Origin of the sequence: Streptomyces winkii (assembly GCF_032248595.1) — a bacterium.
Classification (GTDB): Bacteria; Actinomycetota; Actinomycetes; order Streptomycetales; family Streptomycetaceae; genus Streptomyces; species Streptomyces winkii.
In genome coordinates this window covers 103,156-118,708 of record NZ_JASTTH010000009.1, presented here as the reverse complement: position 1 = coordinate 118,708, position 15,553 = coordinate 103,156, and the positions used below count along the sequence as shown (strand labels likewise).

15 protein-coding genes are annotated in these 15,553 nt (G+C 70.9%); 14 read left to right on the top strand and 1 reads right to left on the bottom strand.

Annotated elements, in window-relative coordinates:
• The first annotated feature begins 3 nt into the window (after positions 1 to 3).
• The 4 genes from QQM67_RS25980 to QQM67_RS25965 all read left to right on the top strand — a co-directional run bounded on the left by QQM67_RS25980 (position 4) and on the right by QQM67_RS25965 (position 2,980).
• A complete protein-coding gene (locus QQM67_RS25980; RefSeq protein WP_314177025.1) occupies positions 4 to 138 on the top strand; it encodes a hypothetical protein in 135 nt (44 codons plus the stop codon).
• The gene (gene dprA / locus QQM67_RS25975; RefSeq protein ID WP_314177023.1) at positions 129 to 1,247 is read left to right on the top strand and encodes a DNA-processing protein DprA; all 1,119 of its coding nucleotides are present in this window, start codon (positions 129 to 131) and stop codon (positions 1,245 to 1,247) included. Before QQM67_RS25980 ends, dprA begins: the two co-directional genes overlap by 10 nt.
• A gap of 276 nt (positions 1,248 to 1,523) precedes the next feature.
• Positions 1,524 to 2,369 carry an RNA polymerase sigma factor WhiG gene (gene whiG / locus QQM67_RS25970; protein ID WP_314177021.1) on the top strand — a complete coding sequence of 282 codons (846 nt, stop codon included), beginning with the start codon at positions 1,524 to 1,526 and terminating at the stop codon, positions 2,367 to 2,369.
• A gap of 71 nt (positions 2,370 to 2,440) precedes the next feature.
• Positions 2,441 to 2,980 carry a TetR/AcrR family transcriptional regulator gene (locus QQM67_RS25965; RefSeq protein WP_314177475.1) on the top strand — a complete coding sequence of 180 codons (540 nt, stop codon included), beginning with the start codon at positions 2,441 to 2,443 and terminating at the stop codon, positions 2,978 to 2,980.
• Here the strand turns inward: QQM67_RS25965 and QQM67_RS25960 are convergent.
• Positions 2,934 to 3,977 carry a M23 family metallopeptidase gene (locus tag QQM67_RS25960; RefSeq protein ID WP_314177473.1) on the bottom strand — a complete coding sequence of 348 codons (1,044 nt, stop codon included), beginning with the start codon at positions 3,975 to 3,977 and terminating at the stop codon, positions 2,934 to 2,936. The two genes, QQM67_RS25965 and QQM67_RS25960, sit on opposite strands and share 47 nt — an antisense overlap.
• A gap of 469 nt (positions 3,978 to 4,446) precedes the next feature.
• Here QQM67_RS25960 and rpsB point away from each other — a divergent pair, with 469 nt between their 5' ends.
• The 10 genes from rpsB (at position 4,447) to QQM67_RS25910 (ending at position 15,449) form a co-directional block, all read left to right on the top strand.
• A complete protein-coding gene (rpsB, locus tag QQM67_RS25955) occupies positions 4,447 to 5,364 on the top strand; it encodes a 30S ribosomal protein S2 (RefSeq protein WP_314177019.1) in 918 nt (305 codons plus the stop codon).
• Positions 5,365 to 5,627: 263 nt separating this feature from the next.
• Positions 5,628 to 6,464, top strand: coding sequence for a translation elongation factor Ts (gene tsf, locus QQM67_RS25950; protein ID WP_314177017.1), 837 nt, complete (start codon positions 5,628 to 5,630; stop codon positions 6,462 to 6,464).
• Positions 6,465 to 6,623: 159 nt separating this feature from the next.
• Positions 6,624 to 7,391: a UMP kinase gene (gene pyrH, locus QQM67_RS25945; protein WP_314177015.1), complete on the top strand. Its 768-nt coding sequence runs from the start codon at positions 6,624 to 6,626 to the stop codon at positions 7,389 to 7,391.
• Positions 7,392 to 7,551: 160 nt separating this feature from the next.
• Positions 7,552 to 8,109: a ribosome recycling factor gene (frr, locus tag QQM67_RS25940; RefSeq protein WP_314177013.1), complete on the top strand. Its 558-nt coding sequence runs from the start codon at positions 7,552 to 7,554 to the stop codon at positions 8,107 to 8,109.
• A gap of 58 nt (positions 8,110 to 8,167) precedes the next feature.
• A complete protein-coding gene (locus QQM67_RS25935; protein WP_314177012.1) occupies positions 8,168 to 9,340 on the top strand; it encodes a phosphatidate cytidylyltransferase in 1,173 nt (390 codons plus the stop codon).
• Between the two features lie 115 nt (positions 9,341 to 9,455).
• Positions 9,456 to 10,016 carry a DinB family protein gene (locus tag QQM67_RS25930; RefSeq protein WP_314177010.1) on the top strand — a complete coding sequence of 187 codons (561 nt, stop codon included), beginning with the start codon at positions 9,456 to 9,458 and terminating at the stop codon, positions 10,014 to 10,016.
• A 160-nt stretch (positions 10,017 to 10,176) separates the two neighbouring features.
• Complete coding sequence (gene rlmN / locus QQM67_RS25925) at positions 10,177 to 11,313, top strand: 23S rRNA (adenine(2503)-C(2))-methyltransferase RlmN (RefSeq protein ID WP_314177008.1); 1,137 nt, start codon at positions 10,177 to 10,179, stop codon at positions 11,311 to 11,313.
• A gap of 258 nt (positions 11,314 to 11,571) precedes the next feature.
• Positions 11,572 to 12,654 (top strand): thiamine ABC transporter substrate-binding protein, encoded by a 1,083-nt coding sequence (locus QQM67_RS25920; RefSeq protein ID WP_314177471.1) that lies wholly within the window; start codon positions 11,572 to 11,574, stop codon positions 12,652 to 12,654.
• Between the two features lie 128 nt (positions 12,655 to 12,782).
• Positions 12,783 to 14,411 carry an ABC transporter permease gene (locus QQM67_RS25915; protein ID WP_314177470.1) on the top strand — a complete coding sequence of 543 codons (1,629 nt, stop codon included), beginning with the start codon at positions 12,783 to 12,785 and terminating at the stop codon, positions 14,409 to 14,411.
• Positions 14,412 to 15,449 (top strand): ABC transporter ATP-binding protein, encoded by a 1,038-nt coding sequence (locus QQM67_RS25910; protein WP_314177007.1) that lies wholly within the window; start codon positions 14,412 to 14,414, stop codon positions 15,447 to 15,449. It abuts the gene before it with no gap.
• Positions 15,450 to 15,553 lie beyond the last annotated feature (104 nt).

The window sequence follows — 15,553 nt, the reverse complement described above, 5'->3', positions numbered from 1 at the left end:
CGGATGCCCGCCGCCCGGCCGCCGGAGGCGCCCCCGACGAAGGTGTTCCCGACGGAGATGTTCGTGACTCTGCTGTTCTCGACGATGGCGAGCGGGGCGCGCCTCACCTCGAAGAGCGGCTGGCGCGTGTGGCGTTGACCCGGATCGCGGAGCCCGGTGACGAGACGGCGGGGCGATGGCTGCGGACGTACGGGGCGCAGGAGGTGGTGCGTGCCCTGCGCGAGGACGACCATCCGCTGCCCGGGGTCGGCGAGCAGCGCTGGGCCGGGCTGCGCTACCGGGCGGAACGCGCATGTCCCGAGGCCGACTTGGCGGCAGTCGCTGGGATGGGCGGCCGGTTCGTCTGTCCCGGAGACCGCGAATGGCCCGGCCAGCTCGACGCCTTGGGGGTGACCAGGCCGATCGGGCTGTGGGTGCGCGGTGATCCGTATCTGCGGCTGTGGGCGCTGCGCTCGGTCGCCGTCGTGGGCGCCCGCGCCTGCACCGAGTACGGCGTGCACGTGGCGTCCGTGCTCGGAGCGGGTCTGGCCGAGCGTGGCTGGACGGTGGTCTCCGGCGCGGCCTACGGCGTCGACGGCGCCGCGCACAGGGGCGCACTCGCCGCGGGCGGGGCGACGGTCGGCGTCCTGGCGTGTGGCGTGGACGTGGCCTATCCGCCCGGCCACGCCGAGTTGATCTCACGCATCGCCGAACAGGGCCTGCTTCTCGCGGAGTTGCCGCCGCACGACCACCCTTCGCCGAGCCGCTTCGTCCTCCGCAACAGGGTGATCGCCGCGCTCACACGGGGCACCGTGGTCGTGGAAGCGGCGTTGCGCAGCGGCTCGTTGTCGACGGCGCGGCATGCTCGGCGCCTTGGCCGGTTCGTCATGGGCGTCCCCGGGCCGGTCACCTCGGGGCTCTCCGCGGGGGTGCACGAACTGCTGCGTGAGGAGGGAAGCATCGTCACGGACGCCGCCGAAGTGATCGAACTGGTCGGCAGCATGGGCGAGCTGGCGCCCAGGAGACGAGGCCCGTCGGTGCCCCGTGACGTACTGCCCCGTGAGGCCGCGCAGGTGCTCGACGCCCTCCCCGCACGGGGCGCCGCCGGGTCCGCCCGGCTGGCACAGGCGGTCGGCATCACTCCCGATGCTGCGGTCGCGAGGCTCCAGGAGTTGTGTGCGCTCGGCTTCGTCGAACGCCTCGGCAGCGGCTGGCAGTTGAGCCGATGCGCGACTGCCGGAACCCGCCCTCGGCACACCATCGAGTGAAGAGCCGGTCCTTGACCTGCGGCTATCGAATGAAAGGGTGATCCGTATGGTCTCGCCCCGCCCGTCCCGCCCCCGAAGGCCGGTTCTGGGCGCTGCCGCGGGAGTAACTCCCGGGTGCGGGCAGCGGAACGTATCTGCGCATGCGGACGAGCGGGGACGTCGCATATTGCGACCGTGCAGTCACGCTACGCTCACGAACTTCGAGGAAGAGGCATCCGGTCACGCACGAGCTCCCGTCGCGTGACGACTACTCAGCAGAACGGCTCAAGGCGACGAATGCCCCAGCACACCCCCGGGCCTGAACGTGCCGGTACCGCAGCGGCGCCGGCCGGAACCGAGGACGCAGGACTCGGTCCCGGTCACAGTGCGCTGGACGAGCTGTGGCGGTCGTACAAGGCCACCGGTGACGAGCGGCTTCGGGAGCAGCTGATCCTCCACTACTCGCCACTCGTCAAGTACGTCGCCGGCCGGGTCAGCGTCGGCCTGCCCCCCAATGTGGAACAGGCCGACTTCGTCTCGTCCGGCGTCTTCGGACTCATCGACGCCATCGAGAAGTTCGACCCGGAGCGCTCCATCAAGTTCGAGACGTACGCGATCACGCGCATCCGCGGAGCCATGATCGACGAGCTGCGGGCGCTGGACTGGATCCCCCGGTCGGTACGGCAGAAGGCTCGCGCGGTCGAACGTGCCTACGCCAGCCTGGAATCGACGTTGCGGCGCAGCCCCTCCGAGTCGGAGGTCGCAGCGGAGATGGGCATCCCGCTGGAGGAACTGCACGGTGTGTTCAGCCAGTTGTCCTTGGCCAACGTCGTGGCGCTGGAGGAGCTGCTGCACGTCGGCGGCGACGGCGGCGACCGGCTCAGCCTCATGGACACCCTGGAGGACACCGCGGCCGACAACCCGGTCGAGGTCGCCGAGGACCGGGAACTGCGCCGCCTGCTCGCCCGCGCCGTCAACACCCTCCCCGAGCGCGAGAAGACCGTCGTGACCCTCTACTACTACGAGGGCCTGACGCTGGCGGAGATCGGCCAGGTCCTCGGCGTCACCGAGAGCCGGGTGAGCCAGATCCACACCAAGTCGGTCCTTCAGCTTCGGGCAAAGCTCGCCGACGTAGGTCGCTGAATCCGTACCCCCGTCCGTATGGTGGGGGCGTGCCAAGGATTCGAGCGGCCTCCGTGGCCGAGCACCGGACCATGCAGCGCTCCGCCCTTCTCGACGCTGCCCGTGCACTGCTGTCCGAAGGCGGCACCGAAGCGCTGACCTTCCCGGCCCTCGCGCAGCGCACGGGCCTCGCACGCTCCTCGGTCTACGAGTACTTCCGCTCCCGCGGCGCCGTCGTCGAGGAGCTCTGCGCCGTCGACTTCCCCGTGTGGGCCGCCGAGGTCGAGGCGGCCATGGCGGAGGCGGAGTCGCCGGAGGAGAAGATCGAGGCGTACGTACGGCGGCAGCTCGCGCTCGTCGGCGACGGCCGGCACCGGGCGGTCGTCGCGATCTCGGCGGGCGAACTGGACGCCGGCGCACGCGAGAAGATCCGCGCCGCGCACGGCGGTCTCGTCGGCATGGTCGTCGAGGCACTCGGAGCGCTGGGCCATGAGCAGCCGCGGCTGGCTGCCGTGCTGCTTCAGGGGGTCGTGGACGTGGCAGTACGGCGCATCGAACTAGGCGCCGCGGAGGATCCGGAGGAGATCACCGCTGCGGCGGTCTCCATGGCTCTGAACGGGGTCCGCGGCTAGACCTCACCCGGTACCCCACCGCCCGCGGGTCTGGTCCCTGGCTCCGGCCCGCCCTCGTCCTGGCCGATATGCGCGCCCCCGTGGTCCTCGGCGGCTCGCTCGCGGACCGGCGCCGGTTCCGTGGCGCCCTCGCGCGTCTCCGGCAGGGCGCCCGCGCCAGGCACCGGTGGGCGCCCAGCGCCGCACAGCCCAGCCCTGAGGCCAGTACCAGGGCGAGGGCCGGACTCCCGGTGCCGGGACCTGCTTCCGCCGCCGTCGCCGCGGTGTCCCGTGCTCCGCGGACTTCCGTGGCGCTCCCGGCGCCCGTCTGCACGCCCCCGCGGAAGGGGTCTCCGGCGCCGTCTCTCCCGTACGCCGCGGCTCGCGGCCTCGCTTCCGGAAGCGGGACGCCGTACACGGGAAGCAGCCTCGACGGAGCACCGCGCAGCAGCCAGGAGGGCAGCAGCGACAGCGGGTCGAGGTAGCGCTCGCTCCGCCGCACACCCCAGTGGAGACAGGGGCCGCGGCAGTGGAACGGCCCGTCAGCGACTGTGCCCACGCGTTGCCCCGCCCGTACCCGCTCGCCCCTGCGCACCGAAGGCCGGACAGGCTCGTACGTCGCACGCAGCGGCGGGCGGCCCGTCCTCGACAGCTCGACCGACACCACCCCGCGCCCCGCGACCCTTCCCGCGAACGAGACCCGCCCGTCCGCGACCGCGCGCACCGGAGCGCCCCGTGGAGCCGCGAGATCCACGCCGCGGTGACCGGCGGCCCACGGGTCCGGCGGCGGCCGCCACCCGTGCACGACCCGTGGCCGCGGCGCACCCGCCCTGCCCTCCACGGGCCATACACGCGAGCCGGGGCGCACCGCCCCCCGAGGAGCCGGCGCCCTTGCCTCGCCCTCGTACGCCCGTAGGCTCCGTGCCCCGGACTCGGCCAGCGCGGGAGCGGCACACACCCCCGCACAGACCGCCAGGAAGAGCGGCCCGCAGATCACGACTCCCACACCCCGCACCATGGACGGCACCCCCTCGTCGATCGATGGCCGCACACGGACGCTCCCGCACAGCGGCCGAGCGCGGGGATCTTGCTGAACTTCCGTGGAAAACAGTCCTGTTGTGGATAAAGGCATCACCCGCGAAGGTGGAACCTCCGCGCCCCGCACCCGCCCGCAGCGCACCCACGGCCCGTACTCAGTGCATATGGGCCGCCTCCGGGTCGTATGCGCTACTGCACGGCATGTCCGGCAAGCCCGGACCCTCCGTGCGAGGGGGCCGTGCCCCCCTCGGGTCCCGTACACTGCAGGTGGCGGCCCGGGCACCGGGCTGACTTCGCACGCCTCGCCACCCTCACCCGGTGGCCGCGTATCTCGGTCCCACGAGGGCCTCTCGGCAGGTCCCGCGGGCACAGCGCGACAGAGGCGTCAGGCAAGCGATGGCCGTCCCGGCCAGCGCTGACGACAACCGAGTAACACAAGGAGAACGGCCATGGCCGTCGTCACGATGCGGGAGCTGCTGGAGAGCGGCGTCCACTTCGGGCACCAGACCCGCCGCTGGAACCCGAAGATGAAGCGCTTCATCTTCACCGAGCGCAACGGCATTTACATCATCGACCTGCTCCAGTCGCTGTCGTACATCGACCGCGCCTACGAGTTCGTCAAGGAGACCGTCGCGCACGGCGGCTCCATCATGTTCGTCGGTACCAAGAAGCAGGCCCAGGAGGCCATCGCCGAGCAGGCCACGCGCGTGGGCATGCCCTACGTGAACCAGCGCTGGCTCGGCGGCATGCTGACGAACTTCTCGACCGTCTACAAGCGTCTCCAGCGGCTGAAGGAGCTGGAGCAGATCGACTTCGAGGATGTGGCCGCGTCCGGCCTCACCAAGAAGGAGCTGCTCGTCCTCTCCCGCGAGAAGGCCAAGCTGGAGAAGACTCTCGGCGGTATCCGCGAGATGCAGAAGGTGCCCAGCGCCGTGTGGATCGTGGACACCAAGAAGGAGCACATCGCCGTGGGCGAGGCCCGGAAGCTCAACATTCCGGTCGTCGCCATCCTCGACACCAACTGCGACCCGGACGAGGTCGACTACAAGATCCCGGGCAACGACGACGCGATCCGCTCCGTCACGCTCCTCACCCGCGTGATCGCCGACGCCGCGGCCGAGGGCCTCATCGCCCGCTCCGGCGCCGCCGAGGCGGCCAAGGGCGGCGACAAGTCCGCCGAGCCGCTGGCCGAGTGGGAGCGCGAGCTCCTGGAGGGCGAGAAGAGCGAAGGTGCCGCGGGCAAGGCCGACGAGGCCGCCCCCGCCGCCGAAGCCAAGGCCGAGGAGAAGCCCGCCGAGGCCAAGGCCGAGGGCGAGGAGAAGCCGGCAGAGGAGTCCGCCGAGCCCAAGGACGCCGAGAACGCCTGACGTTCACCCGGGCGGTCACCGGGTCGTGGCCGGCGCGCATTGCCCGCCGTTCGTCACGCCCCGGTGACCGGCCACTCCCGTCGGCCGTACGGGCAGAGCACAACGACACCGGCGGTGACCCACGCGCACCGCACCACGGTGGACGTGACGGCGCCCCGGCCGACCGCAATCCGACCTCAAGAAGGACGAGTTCCGCCCCGTCGCCCCGCGCCACCCACGCGCCGAGCGCGAGGCGGAGCCCGGTCACAGAAGGAAACCCAAGAATGGCGAACTACACCGCCGCCGACGTCAAGAAGCTCCGCGAGCTCACCGGCGCCGGCATGATGGACTGCAAGAAGGCCCTGGAGGAGTCCGGGGGCGAAGTCGACAAGGCCGTCGAGGTCCTGCGCGTCAAGGGGCAGAAGGGCGTCGCCAAGCGCGAGAGCCGCACCGCCTCGAACGGCGCGCTGGTCGCCCGCATCGCCGCCGACAACACCTCCGGCGTCCTCGTGGAGCTCAAGTGCGAGACCGACTTCGTCGCCAAGGGTGAGAAGTTCCTCGCTGTCGCGGACTCCATCGCCGCACACGTCGCCGCCACCTCGCCCGCGGACACCGCCGCGCTGCTCGCCTCGGAGATCGAGCCGGGCAAGACCGTGCAGGCGTACGTCGACGAGGCCAACGCCAACCTCGGCGAGAAGATCGTCCTGGACCGCTTCGCCCAGTTCTCCGGCGCGTACGTCACGTCCTACCTGCACCGCACGAGCCCGGACCTGCCGCCGCAGGTCGGCGTCCTCGTCGAGCTGGACAAGGAGAACGCGGAGACCGCCAAGGACGTCGCTCAGCACATCGCCGCCTTCGCGCCGAAGTTCCTCACCCGCGACGAGATCCCCGCCGAGACGGTCGAGAACGAGCGCCGCATCGCCGAGGAGACGGCTCGCGAGGAGGGCAAGCCGGAGCAGGCGCTGCCGAAGATCGTGGAGGGCCGGGTCACGGGCTTCTTCAAGGAGAACACCCTGCTCGACCAGCCCTTCGCCAAGGACAACAAGAAGAGCGTCCAGAAGGTGCTCGAAGAGGCGGGCGTCACGCTGAAGCACTTCGCGCGTTTCCGCGTGGGCGCCTGAGACCGGCCCTTACATGCACGCCGCCGCGTGGAGCACGCGACCGGTACGCGCCCGATAAGGTCGGGCACAGGGCAGTTGTGACGAGGGAGGCCATTGCCGCACCAGGGATTGTGAGATCCGACGGCAGTGGCCTCTTTCGTATGTGCGCGAGGAGAGTTCATGAGCAAGGACAGCGATAAATCCGACACAGGCAGGAGCCGCAGCGGGCGGAAACGCTTCCTGCTCAAGCTCTCCGGTGAGGCGTTCGCCGGCGGCGGGGGACTCGGGGTCGATCCCGACGTCGTGCACAAGATGGCCCACGAGATCGCGTCCGTCGTACGGGACGGGGCGGAACTCGCCGTCGTCATCGGCGGCGGCAACTTCTTCCGCGGAGCCGAACTCCAGGTGCGGGGCATGGACCGGGCCCGCTCCGACTACATGGGCATGCTCGGCACGGTCATGAACTGCCTCGCCCTCCAGGACTTCCTGGAGAAGGAAGGCATCGACTCCCGCGTCCAGACCGCGATCACCATGGGGCAGGTCGCGGAGCCGTACATTCCGCTGCGTGCGGTACGGCACCTGGAGAAGGGCCGCGTCGTCATCTTCGGCGCAGGCATGGGCATGCCGTACTTCTCCACCGACACCACCGCCGCGCAGCGAGCCCTGGAGATCCACGCCGAGGCGCTGCTGATGGGAAAGAACGGCGTGGACGGCGTCTACGACTCGGACCCCGCCAAGAACCCGGACGCCGTCAAGTACGACGCCCTGGAGTACGGAGAGGTCATCACGCGCGACCTGAAGGTCGCCGACGCCACTGCCGTCACGCTCTGCCGGGACAACAAACTGCCGATCCTCGTCTTCGAGTTGCTCGCGGAGGGCAATATCGCGCGGGCGGTGAAGGGTGAGAAGATCGGCACCCTGGTGAGCAACCAGGGGACGCGAGGCTGACGTTCGGCTTCCGGCTTCGCCCGGCGCGCTCGGTGCCCGTAAGGTGACTCGCCGTCGAACGAACGGGTCGACACAGGGTGGACAACCGCTCGCCGGTCGGACACCGTGCAGGAAACAGGGCTTGTCCGCAAAGCTCATTCAAGGAAACCAGGAGCACGTGGTGATCGAAGAGACCCTCCTCGAAGCCGAGGAGAAGATGGAGAAGGCGGTCGTGGTCGCCAAGGAGGACTTCGCCGCGATCCGCACCGGCCGTGCGCACCCGGCGATGTTCAACAAGATCGTGGCGGAGTACTACGGCACGATGACGCCGATCAACCAGCTGGCGTCGTTCTCGGTTCCGGAGCCGCGGATGGCGGTGGTGACCCCGTTCGACAAGAGCGCGCTGCGCAACATCGAGCAGGCGATCCGCGACTCCGACCTGGGCGTCAACCCGTCGAACGACGGCAATATCATCCGGGTGACATTCCCGGAGCTGACCGAGGAGCGCCGCAGGGAGTACATCAAGGTCGCCAAGACCAAGGCCGAGGACGCGAAGATCTCGATCCGCAGCATCCGCCGCAAGGCCAAGGAGACCTTCGAGTCCGCCATCAAGGACGGCGACGTCGGAGAGGACGAGGGCCGCCGGGCGGAGAAGGAGCTCGACGACACCACCTCGAAGTACACGGGACAGGTGGACGAGCTGCTCAAGCACAAGGAAGCCGAGCTGCTCGAGGTCTGAGTCCCCGCGCGGGACTGTCAGAGATCCGTCCGAGGTCCGAGGTCTGAGGCTGCAATCTGTGAACGACTCAACGTGGGGAGCCCGGCCGGCACGTGCCGGATTCCAGGGCGCCTCCGGGCAGGGCGCACCAAGCCCGAGCGCACCGGGCCAGGGCCCACCTGCCCAAGCCGGCGCCGCACCGCGAGGTGCCTTCCCGCCCGGCGCGGGTGAAGCTCCCGCGCAGGAGTCCAGGGGTGTGCCGCAGACTCGGCATATGCCCATCGCGTCCGACCCCGGCGGCCTCGGCGGCGGCCACGGCAGTTCCGGCCCAGGCGGTTCTCACGGCTCCGGCTCCGGCGGTTCCGGCAGCCGTGACGGCGGCGGTCGCGACGGCCGGCAGGGCTCCGACTCCGGACCGGCCCCCACGGGCGGCAAGAAGCGCGCCGGACGCGACCTGCGTGCGGCCATAGGAGTCGGCGTCGGACTGGGCGCGGTCATCCTCGCCTCCCTCTTCTTCTACAAGCCCGTCTTCCTCGGCGTGATCGTCGTCGCCGTCGTCGTCGGCCTGTGGGAGCTGACCTCGCGGCTCGGCGAGTGCAAGGAGATCCAGGCACCGCTGGTCCCGCTGGCCGTGGGCGGCGCCGCGATGGTCATCGCGGGCTATCTGCGCGGGCCCGAGGGCGCATGGGTGGTCATGGCGCTGACCACGCTGGCCGTGCTCGCCTGGCGGATGACGGAGTCCCCGGACGAGTATCTGCGCGACGTCACGGCCGCGGTCTTCGCGACCTTCTACGTACCGTTCCTGGCCACGTTCGTCGCGCTCATGCTCGCCGCGGGCGACGGGGCGTGGCGGGTGCTGACGTTCCTGCTGCTCACGGTCGTCAGCGACACCGGTGCGTACGCGGTGGGCTGGCGCTTCGGCAAGCACAAGCTCGCCCCGAACATCAGCCCCGGCAAGACCACCGAGGGCCTGGGGGGCGCCATCGCCTTCTCCATGGCGGCGGGTGCGCTGTGCATGCAGTTCCTGATCGACGGCGGCAGCTGGTGGCAGGGCCTGCTGCTCGGCCTCGCCGTCGCGGTCACCGCGACGCTGGGCGACCTGGGCGAGTCGATGATGAAGCGCGACCTCGGCATCAAGGACATGGGCACGCTCCTCCCCGGCCACGGCGGCATCATGGACCGGCTCGACTCCCTGCTCCCGACGGCCCCCGTCGTCTGGCTGCTCTTCGTGGCCTTCGTGGGCGGCGGTTGACGGCGTACGGCGCAGGGCTCCGCCGCGGTGGGCACGGACCGCCGGCGCCGGGAAGCGGCTGTCCGCAAATCAATGCAGTGGCGAGCTGCGGCCCTCGCGCACGACCATGTACGGCATGAGCGATCAACCCGCGCGATGGAGCCAGGCAACCATATACACCGATATGTGGGCCGACCCGGACGACGACCCCCGCAACAACGAAGGGGCCAGTCCGGACGGCGAACTCGCGACGTTGCAGGACTTCCTCACGAACTACCGCATGACCCTGCGGATGAAGTGCGAGGGCCTGGACCCGGAGCAGCTGGCCCGCCGTTCGGTCCCGCCGTCGACGATGTCGCTGCTCGGCCTGCTTCGGCACCTCGCCGAGGCGGAGCGTGACTGGCTCAACTGGATCAGCGACGGAGATCCGCTGCCGAAGCTGTACGGCGCGCGCGACGCGGACTTCGACGAAGCCGTCGGCGACCAGGCCGAGGTCGATGCCGCGTACTCCGCCCTGGAGCGCGAACAGGCGGCGACCGACGCCGCGCTGGCCGAACACCCGGATCTGGGCGAGCGCCTGGGGAAGGACCGGATCGCGGTCCGGGAGCTGCTGGTGCACAGGATCGAGGAGTACGCCCGTCACTGCGGGCACGCCGACCTGCTGCGCGAGCGCATCGACGGACGGGTGGGTCAGTAACGGGGGCCGGGGCCGGACGACTTGCCGTGATCCGTCGCATTGCAGTCGGTGCGCGCACCCAGTGAGCCGGGCTTCACCAGAGAGACACCGCCGGACAGTGATCGTTGTCGCACCGCTCCGGCCCAGGCCACCCCCGCCCGTCTGCGACACTGGTACGGCCATGCCTGCACCCGGAGAGCTCACCTTTGTCGCGCCGCGCGGGGCCGCCAAGCCGCCGCGGCATCTTGCCGATCTCACGCCCGCCGAGCGCCGGGAGGCGGTGGCCGGTGCGGGGGAGAAGCCCTTCAGGGCGAAGCAGTTGTCGCAGCACTACTTCTCGCGGCTCGCGCACGACCCCGAGCAGTGGACCGACATCCCGGCAGCGGCGCGCGGGAAGCTCGCCGAGGCGCTGCTGCCCGACCTGATGAGCGTGGTGCGGCACATCAGCTGCGACGGTGGGGCGACCCGTAAGACGCTGTGGAGGCTGCACGACGGGACGCTCGTGGAGTCCGTCCTGATGCGCTATCCGGACCGGGTCACCATGTGCATCAGTTCGCAGGCGGGCTGCGGCATGAACTGCCCGTTCTGCGCCACGGGTCAGGCCGGCCTCGACCGCAATCTGTCGACCGCGGAGATCGTCCACCAGATCGTCGACGGCGTACGGGCGCTCCGCGACGGCGAGGTGCCCGGGGGCCCCGGCCAGACCGAGGGCACAGGGGCAAGCCCCGCGCGGCTGTCGAACATCGTCTTCATGGGGATGGGCGAGCCGCTCGCCAACTACAAGCGCGTCGTCGGTGCGATCCGGCGGCTGACCGACCCGGAGCCCGACGGGCTGGGGCTCTCGCAGCGCGGGATCACGGTCTCGACGGTCGGGCTGGTGCCCGCGATGCTGCGCTTCGCCGACGAGGGCTTCAAGTGCCGCCTCGCGGTCTCGCTGCACGCGCCGGACGACGAGCTGCGCGACACCCTCGTCCCGGTCAACACCCGGTGGAAGGTGCGCGAGGTGCTGGACGCGGCGTGGGAGTACGCCGCCAGGTCCGCGCGCCGCGTCTCCATCGAGTACGCGCTGATCAGGGACGTCAACGACCAGGCCTGGCGGGCCGATCTGCTGGGCAGGCTGCTCAAGGGCAAGCCCGTGCACGTCAACCTCATTCCGCTCAACCCGACTCCGGGCTCCAAGTGGACGGCGTCGCGGCCCGAGGACGAGGCCGCCTTCGTACGGGCCCTGGAGACGCACGGCGTGCCCGTGACCGTACGGGACACCCGCGGTCAGGAAATCGACGGCGCCTGCGGGCAGTTGGCGGCGACGGAACGCTGAGGCGGGCGCCGTACGAGCGCCCGCGCACTGCGGCGGAGGCCCGCGGACGCACGGCTGATAACCTGCGATGCGCAGGGCCTTGTCGCAGGCACATCAACGTGACAGGGCTCCTGGACACAGACAACAAGCCGACAGGGGAGCGCCTCCAGCGCTGAGAGTGCGGCCGAACCGCGCACAGGAACCGCCTGTGTGCGCGGCCAGGCCCGCAGACCCTCGAACCTCGCCCGGGTCATGCCGGGTAGGAAGTCGATGAGCCATATGAGCAAGCACGTGCTGCGCGCGGCCGCGTCCGCCACCACCGTCCTCGCCCTCACCGGCGCACTCGCCGCATGCGGCGGTTCGGGCCAGGGCGGGGAGGGCGACGAGAAGACCGTCACCCTCGTCACCCACGACTCCTTCGCCGTCTCCAAGCCGGTGCTGAAGAAGTTCACGAAGCAGACCGGCTACACGGTGAAAGTCCTGCGGGGCGGCGACGCCGGTGCCGCGGTGAACCAGGCCGTCCTGAACAAGGGCAACCCGCAGGGCGACGTCTTCTTCGGCGTCGACAACACCCTTCTCTCCAGGGCCTTGAGCAAGGGCGTCTTCACCCCGTACAAGGCCGACGGCCTCGGTCACGTACCCGCGAAGCTCCAACTCGACCGCGAGCGGCACCGGGTCACGCCGATCGACTCGGGTGAGATATGCGTGAACTACGACCGCGGCTGGTTCAAGAAGCACGACCAGAAGCCGCCCGAGTCGCTCGACGACCTCGCGGACCCCGCGTACAAGAACCTCCTCGTGACGCCGAACGCCGCCACCTCCTCGCCCGGCCTGGGCTTTCTGCTCGCCACAGCCGACAAGTACGGCGACGACGGCTGGAGGGACTACTGGAAGAAGCTGCGTGCCAACGGCGTCGAGGTCGTCGACGGCTGGGAGCAGGCGTACAACGACCGCTTCAGCGGCTCGCACGGCGGCAAGGGCAAGGGCGACCGGCCCCTCGTCGTCTCGTACGCCTCCAGCCCGGCCGCCGAAGTGCTCGGCAGCAAGCCGCTTCCGGCGAAGGCGCCCACGGGCGTCGTGAAGCCGACCTGCTTCCAGCAGACGGAGTTCGCCGGGCTGCTGGACGGCGCGCGTAACACCGAGGGCGGCAAGGCCCTGCTCGACTACATGCTCAGCAGGACGTTCCAGGAGGACATGCCGCTCCAGATGTTCGTCGACCCCGCCCGCGAGGACGCCGAACTGCCCGAGGTGTTCACCAAGTACGGGGAGACGGCGGACCAGGCGGCCACCATGGATCCGGCGAAGATCGACGCGCACCGCGAAGAGTGGATCAAGTCGTGGACGTCGCTCGTCGTGAAGTAAGGGTGGACGTAGAAATAGGGACGGTGCCCGAACGGGCCCTTCCGGAGGGGGAGTTCACGCCGCCCGGCGGCAGCCGCCCGAGTCGGAAGCGTCGGGTGCCCGCCGGAAGCGCGGTGCGCCTCGCGCTGATGGCGCTGCCGGTCGTCTTCTTCGGGCTGTTCTTCGCCTACCCCGTCGCCGCGATCGTCGGACGCGGGCTCCGTACGGACGCGGGCGCCTGGCATCTCCAGCGGTTCGCAGAGGTCGCCGCCGACCCGGACACGCTGCACGTGCTGTGGTTCACCGTGTGGCAGGCCGGCGCTTCGACAGCGTGCACGCTCGCGCTCGCACTGCCCGGCTGCTACGTGTTCGCCCGGTTCGACTTCCCCGGCAAGCAGGTGCTGCGGGCCGTCGTCACCGTCCCTTTCGTGCTGCCGACTGTCGTCGTGGGCTCGGCCTTCCTCGCGCTGCTGGGACGCGGCGGCCTGCTGGAGGAGTGGGCCGGAGTGCGCCTCGACACGAGCGTGTGGGCGATCCTCCTCGCGCACGTCTTCATCAACTACGCCGTCGTCGTACGGACCGTGGGCGGACTGTGGTCCCAACTCGACCCGCGGCAGGAAGAGGCAGCGCGCGTGCTCGGCGCCGGCCGCTTCGCGGCGTGGCGGCGCGTCACGCTGCCCGCGCTCGCCCCGTCGGTGGGCGCGGCGGCGCTGATCGTCTTCCTCTTCACTTTCACGTCCTTCGGCGTGATCCAGGTGCTGGGAGGCCCCCGCTACGCCACGCTCGAAGTCGAGATCTACCGGCAGACCGCCGCGTTGCTCGACCTGCCGACCGCCGCCGTGCTCACGCTGCTCCAGTTCGCGGCCGTCACGGTGCTTCTCGCCGTGCACGCCCGGACCGTACGCAGGCGGCAGGCCCAGTTGAGCATGGTCCCGGCCGCCGGCACCGCGCGGCGTCCCGCGGGCGGCGGCGAGTGGGCGCTGGTGGGAGGCGTCCTGACGGTGATCGGCGTACTGATCCTGGTGCCGCTGGCCGTGCTGACGGCTCGCTCCTTCGAGGGGCCGGACGGCTACGGCCTCGCCAACTACCGTGCTCTCGGCGACGTTTCGGGAAGCGCGACCTTCACCGTGCCGCCCGTCGAGGCGATCGCGAACTCGCTCTCGTACGCCGCCGTCGCGACCCTGCTCGCGCTGCTCGTCGGCGGACTGGCCGCCGCGGCGCTGACCGTCCGCACCAGGGGCGTGGCCGCGGGCAGGCTCGTGCGCGGCTTCGACTCCATGCTGATGCTCCCGCTCGGCACCTCCGCGGTCACCGTCGGCTTCGGCTTCCTCGTCGCGCTGGACGAACCGCCCCTGGATCTGCGGTCGTCGTGGCTGATCGTCCCGGTCGCCCAGGCACTGGTCGGCGTCCCCTTCGTCGTACGGACGATGCTGCCGGTGCTGCGTGCCGTCGACGCCCGGCTGCGGGAGGCCGCGGCCGTGCTCGGCGCGACGCCGCTGCGCGCGTGGCGCGAGGTGGACCTGCCGATGGTGAACCGCGCGCTGGTCGTCGCCGCAGGCTTCGCGTTCGCCGTCTCGCTCGGCGAGTTCGGCGCGACGGTCTTCATCGCGAGACCCGACGCCCCGACCCTCCCGGTCGCCGTCGCGCGCTTCCTCGGCCGTGCCGGGGAGCTCAACTACGGGCAGGCGATGGCCATGAGCACCGTCCTGATGCTCGTCTGCGCGGCGACGCTCCTGGTGCTGGAACGCGTACGCACCCACCCCACGGGAGAGTTCTAGATGCTGCGACTCGACGGCGTGACCGCCGGATTCCCCGGCGCACGGCGCGTACTGGACGGCGTGGACCTAGAGGTCGCCGACCAGGAGACCGTGTGTGTGCTCGGGCCCAGCGGAAGCGGCAAGTCGACACTGCTGCGCGTCGTCGCCGGGCTGCACACTCCCGATTCGGGCCGGGTGCTGCTCGGCGGCCGGGACCAGGACGGGGTGCCGCCGCACCGGCGCGGTGTCGGGCTGATGTTCCAGGACCATCAGCTCTTCCCGCAGCGCGACGTCGGCGGCAACGTCGCCTTCGGGCTGCGGATGCGCGGCACCGGGCGGCGCGCGGCGGGCGAGCGCGTCGCCGGGCTCCTCGATCTCGTCGGGCTTCCGGGCGCGGAGCGGCGCTCCGTCACCTCCCTCTCCGGCGGCGAACAGCAGCGCGTCGCCCTCGCCCGCGCGCTCGCGCCGCAGCCGCGCCTGCTGATGCTGGACGAGCCGCTCGGCCAGCTCGACCGCGGGCTGCGCGAACGGCTCGTCGTCGAACTGCGCGCGCTCTTCCGCCGGTTGGGCACCGCAGTGCTCGCCGTCACGCACGACCAAGGCGAGGCGTTCGTACTGGCCGACCGCGTCGTGGTGATGAACGAGGGGCGTATCGCGCAGGCGGGCGCGCCGCTGGAGGTGTGGCGGCGTCCCGCTTCGGAGTTCGTCGCCCGCTTCCTCGGGTTCGACAACGTCGTGGACGCGACGGTGCACGGCGGCGTCGCCGACACCCCCTGGGGCAAGCTGCCCGTGGAGGACGGCACGGGGGCGGGCACGTGCCGGATTCTCGTACGTCCGGCGGGCGTTCGGCTGACCACGATCGAGGACGGGCTGCCGTGCACGGTCGAGGCGCGTACCTTCCGCGGTGGCGACGCCGCCGCGGTGACGCTGCTGCTGCGCCCGGAGTCCGGTCCGCGGCTGGAGGCGTCGTGCTCGCTGCGCGAGGCGCCGGAGGCGGGGGCGTCGGTGGGGGTCGCCTTCGACGGTAGGGATGTGGTGCGGCTCGGTGACGGAGGCTGACTGACAGATTTCGTCATTTGTCAGCCGTCACCTGTTACCCGTCACTTGTCAGCTGTTCTCTGTCACCCGTCACCCGTCACCCGTGAACCCTCAGCCGCCGAGCG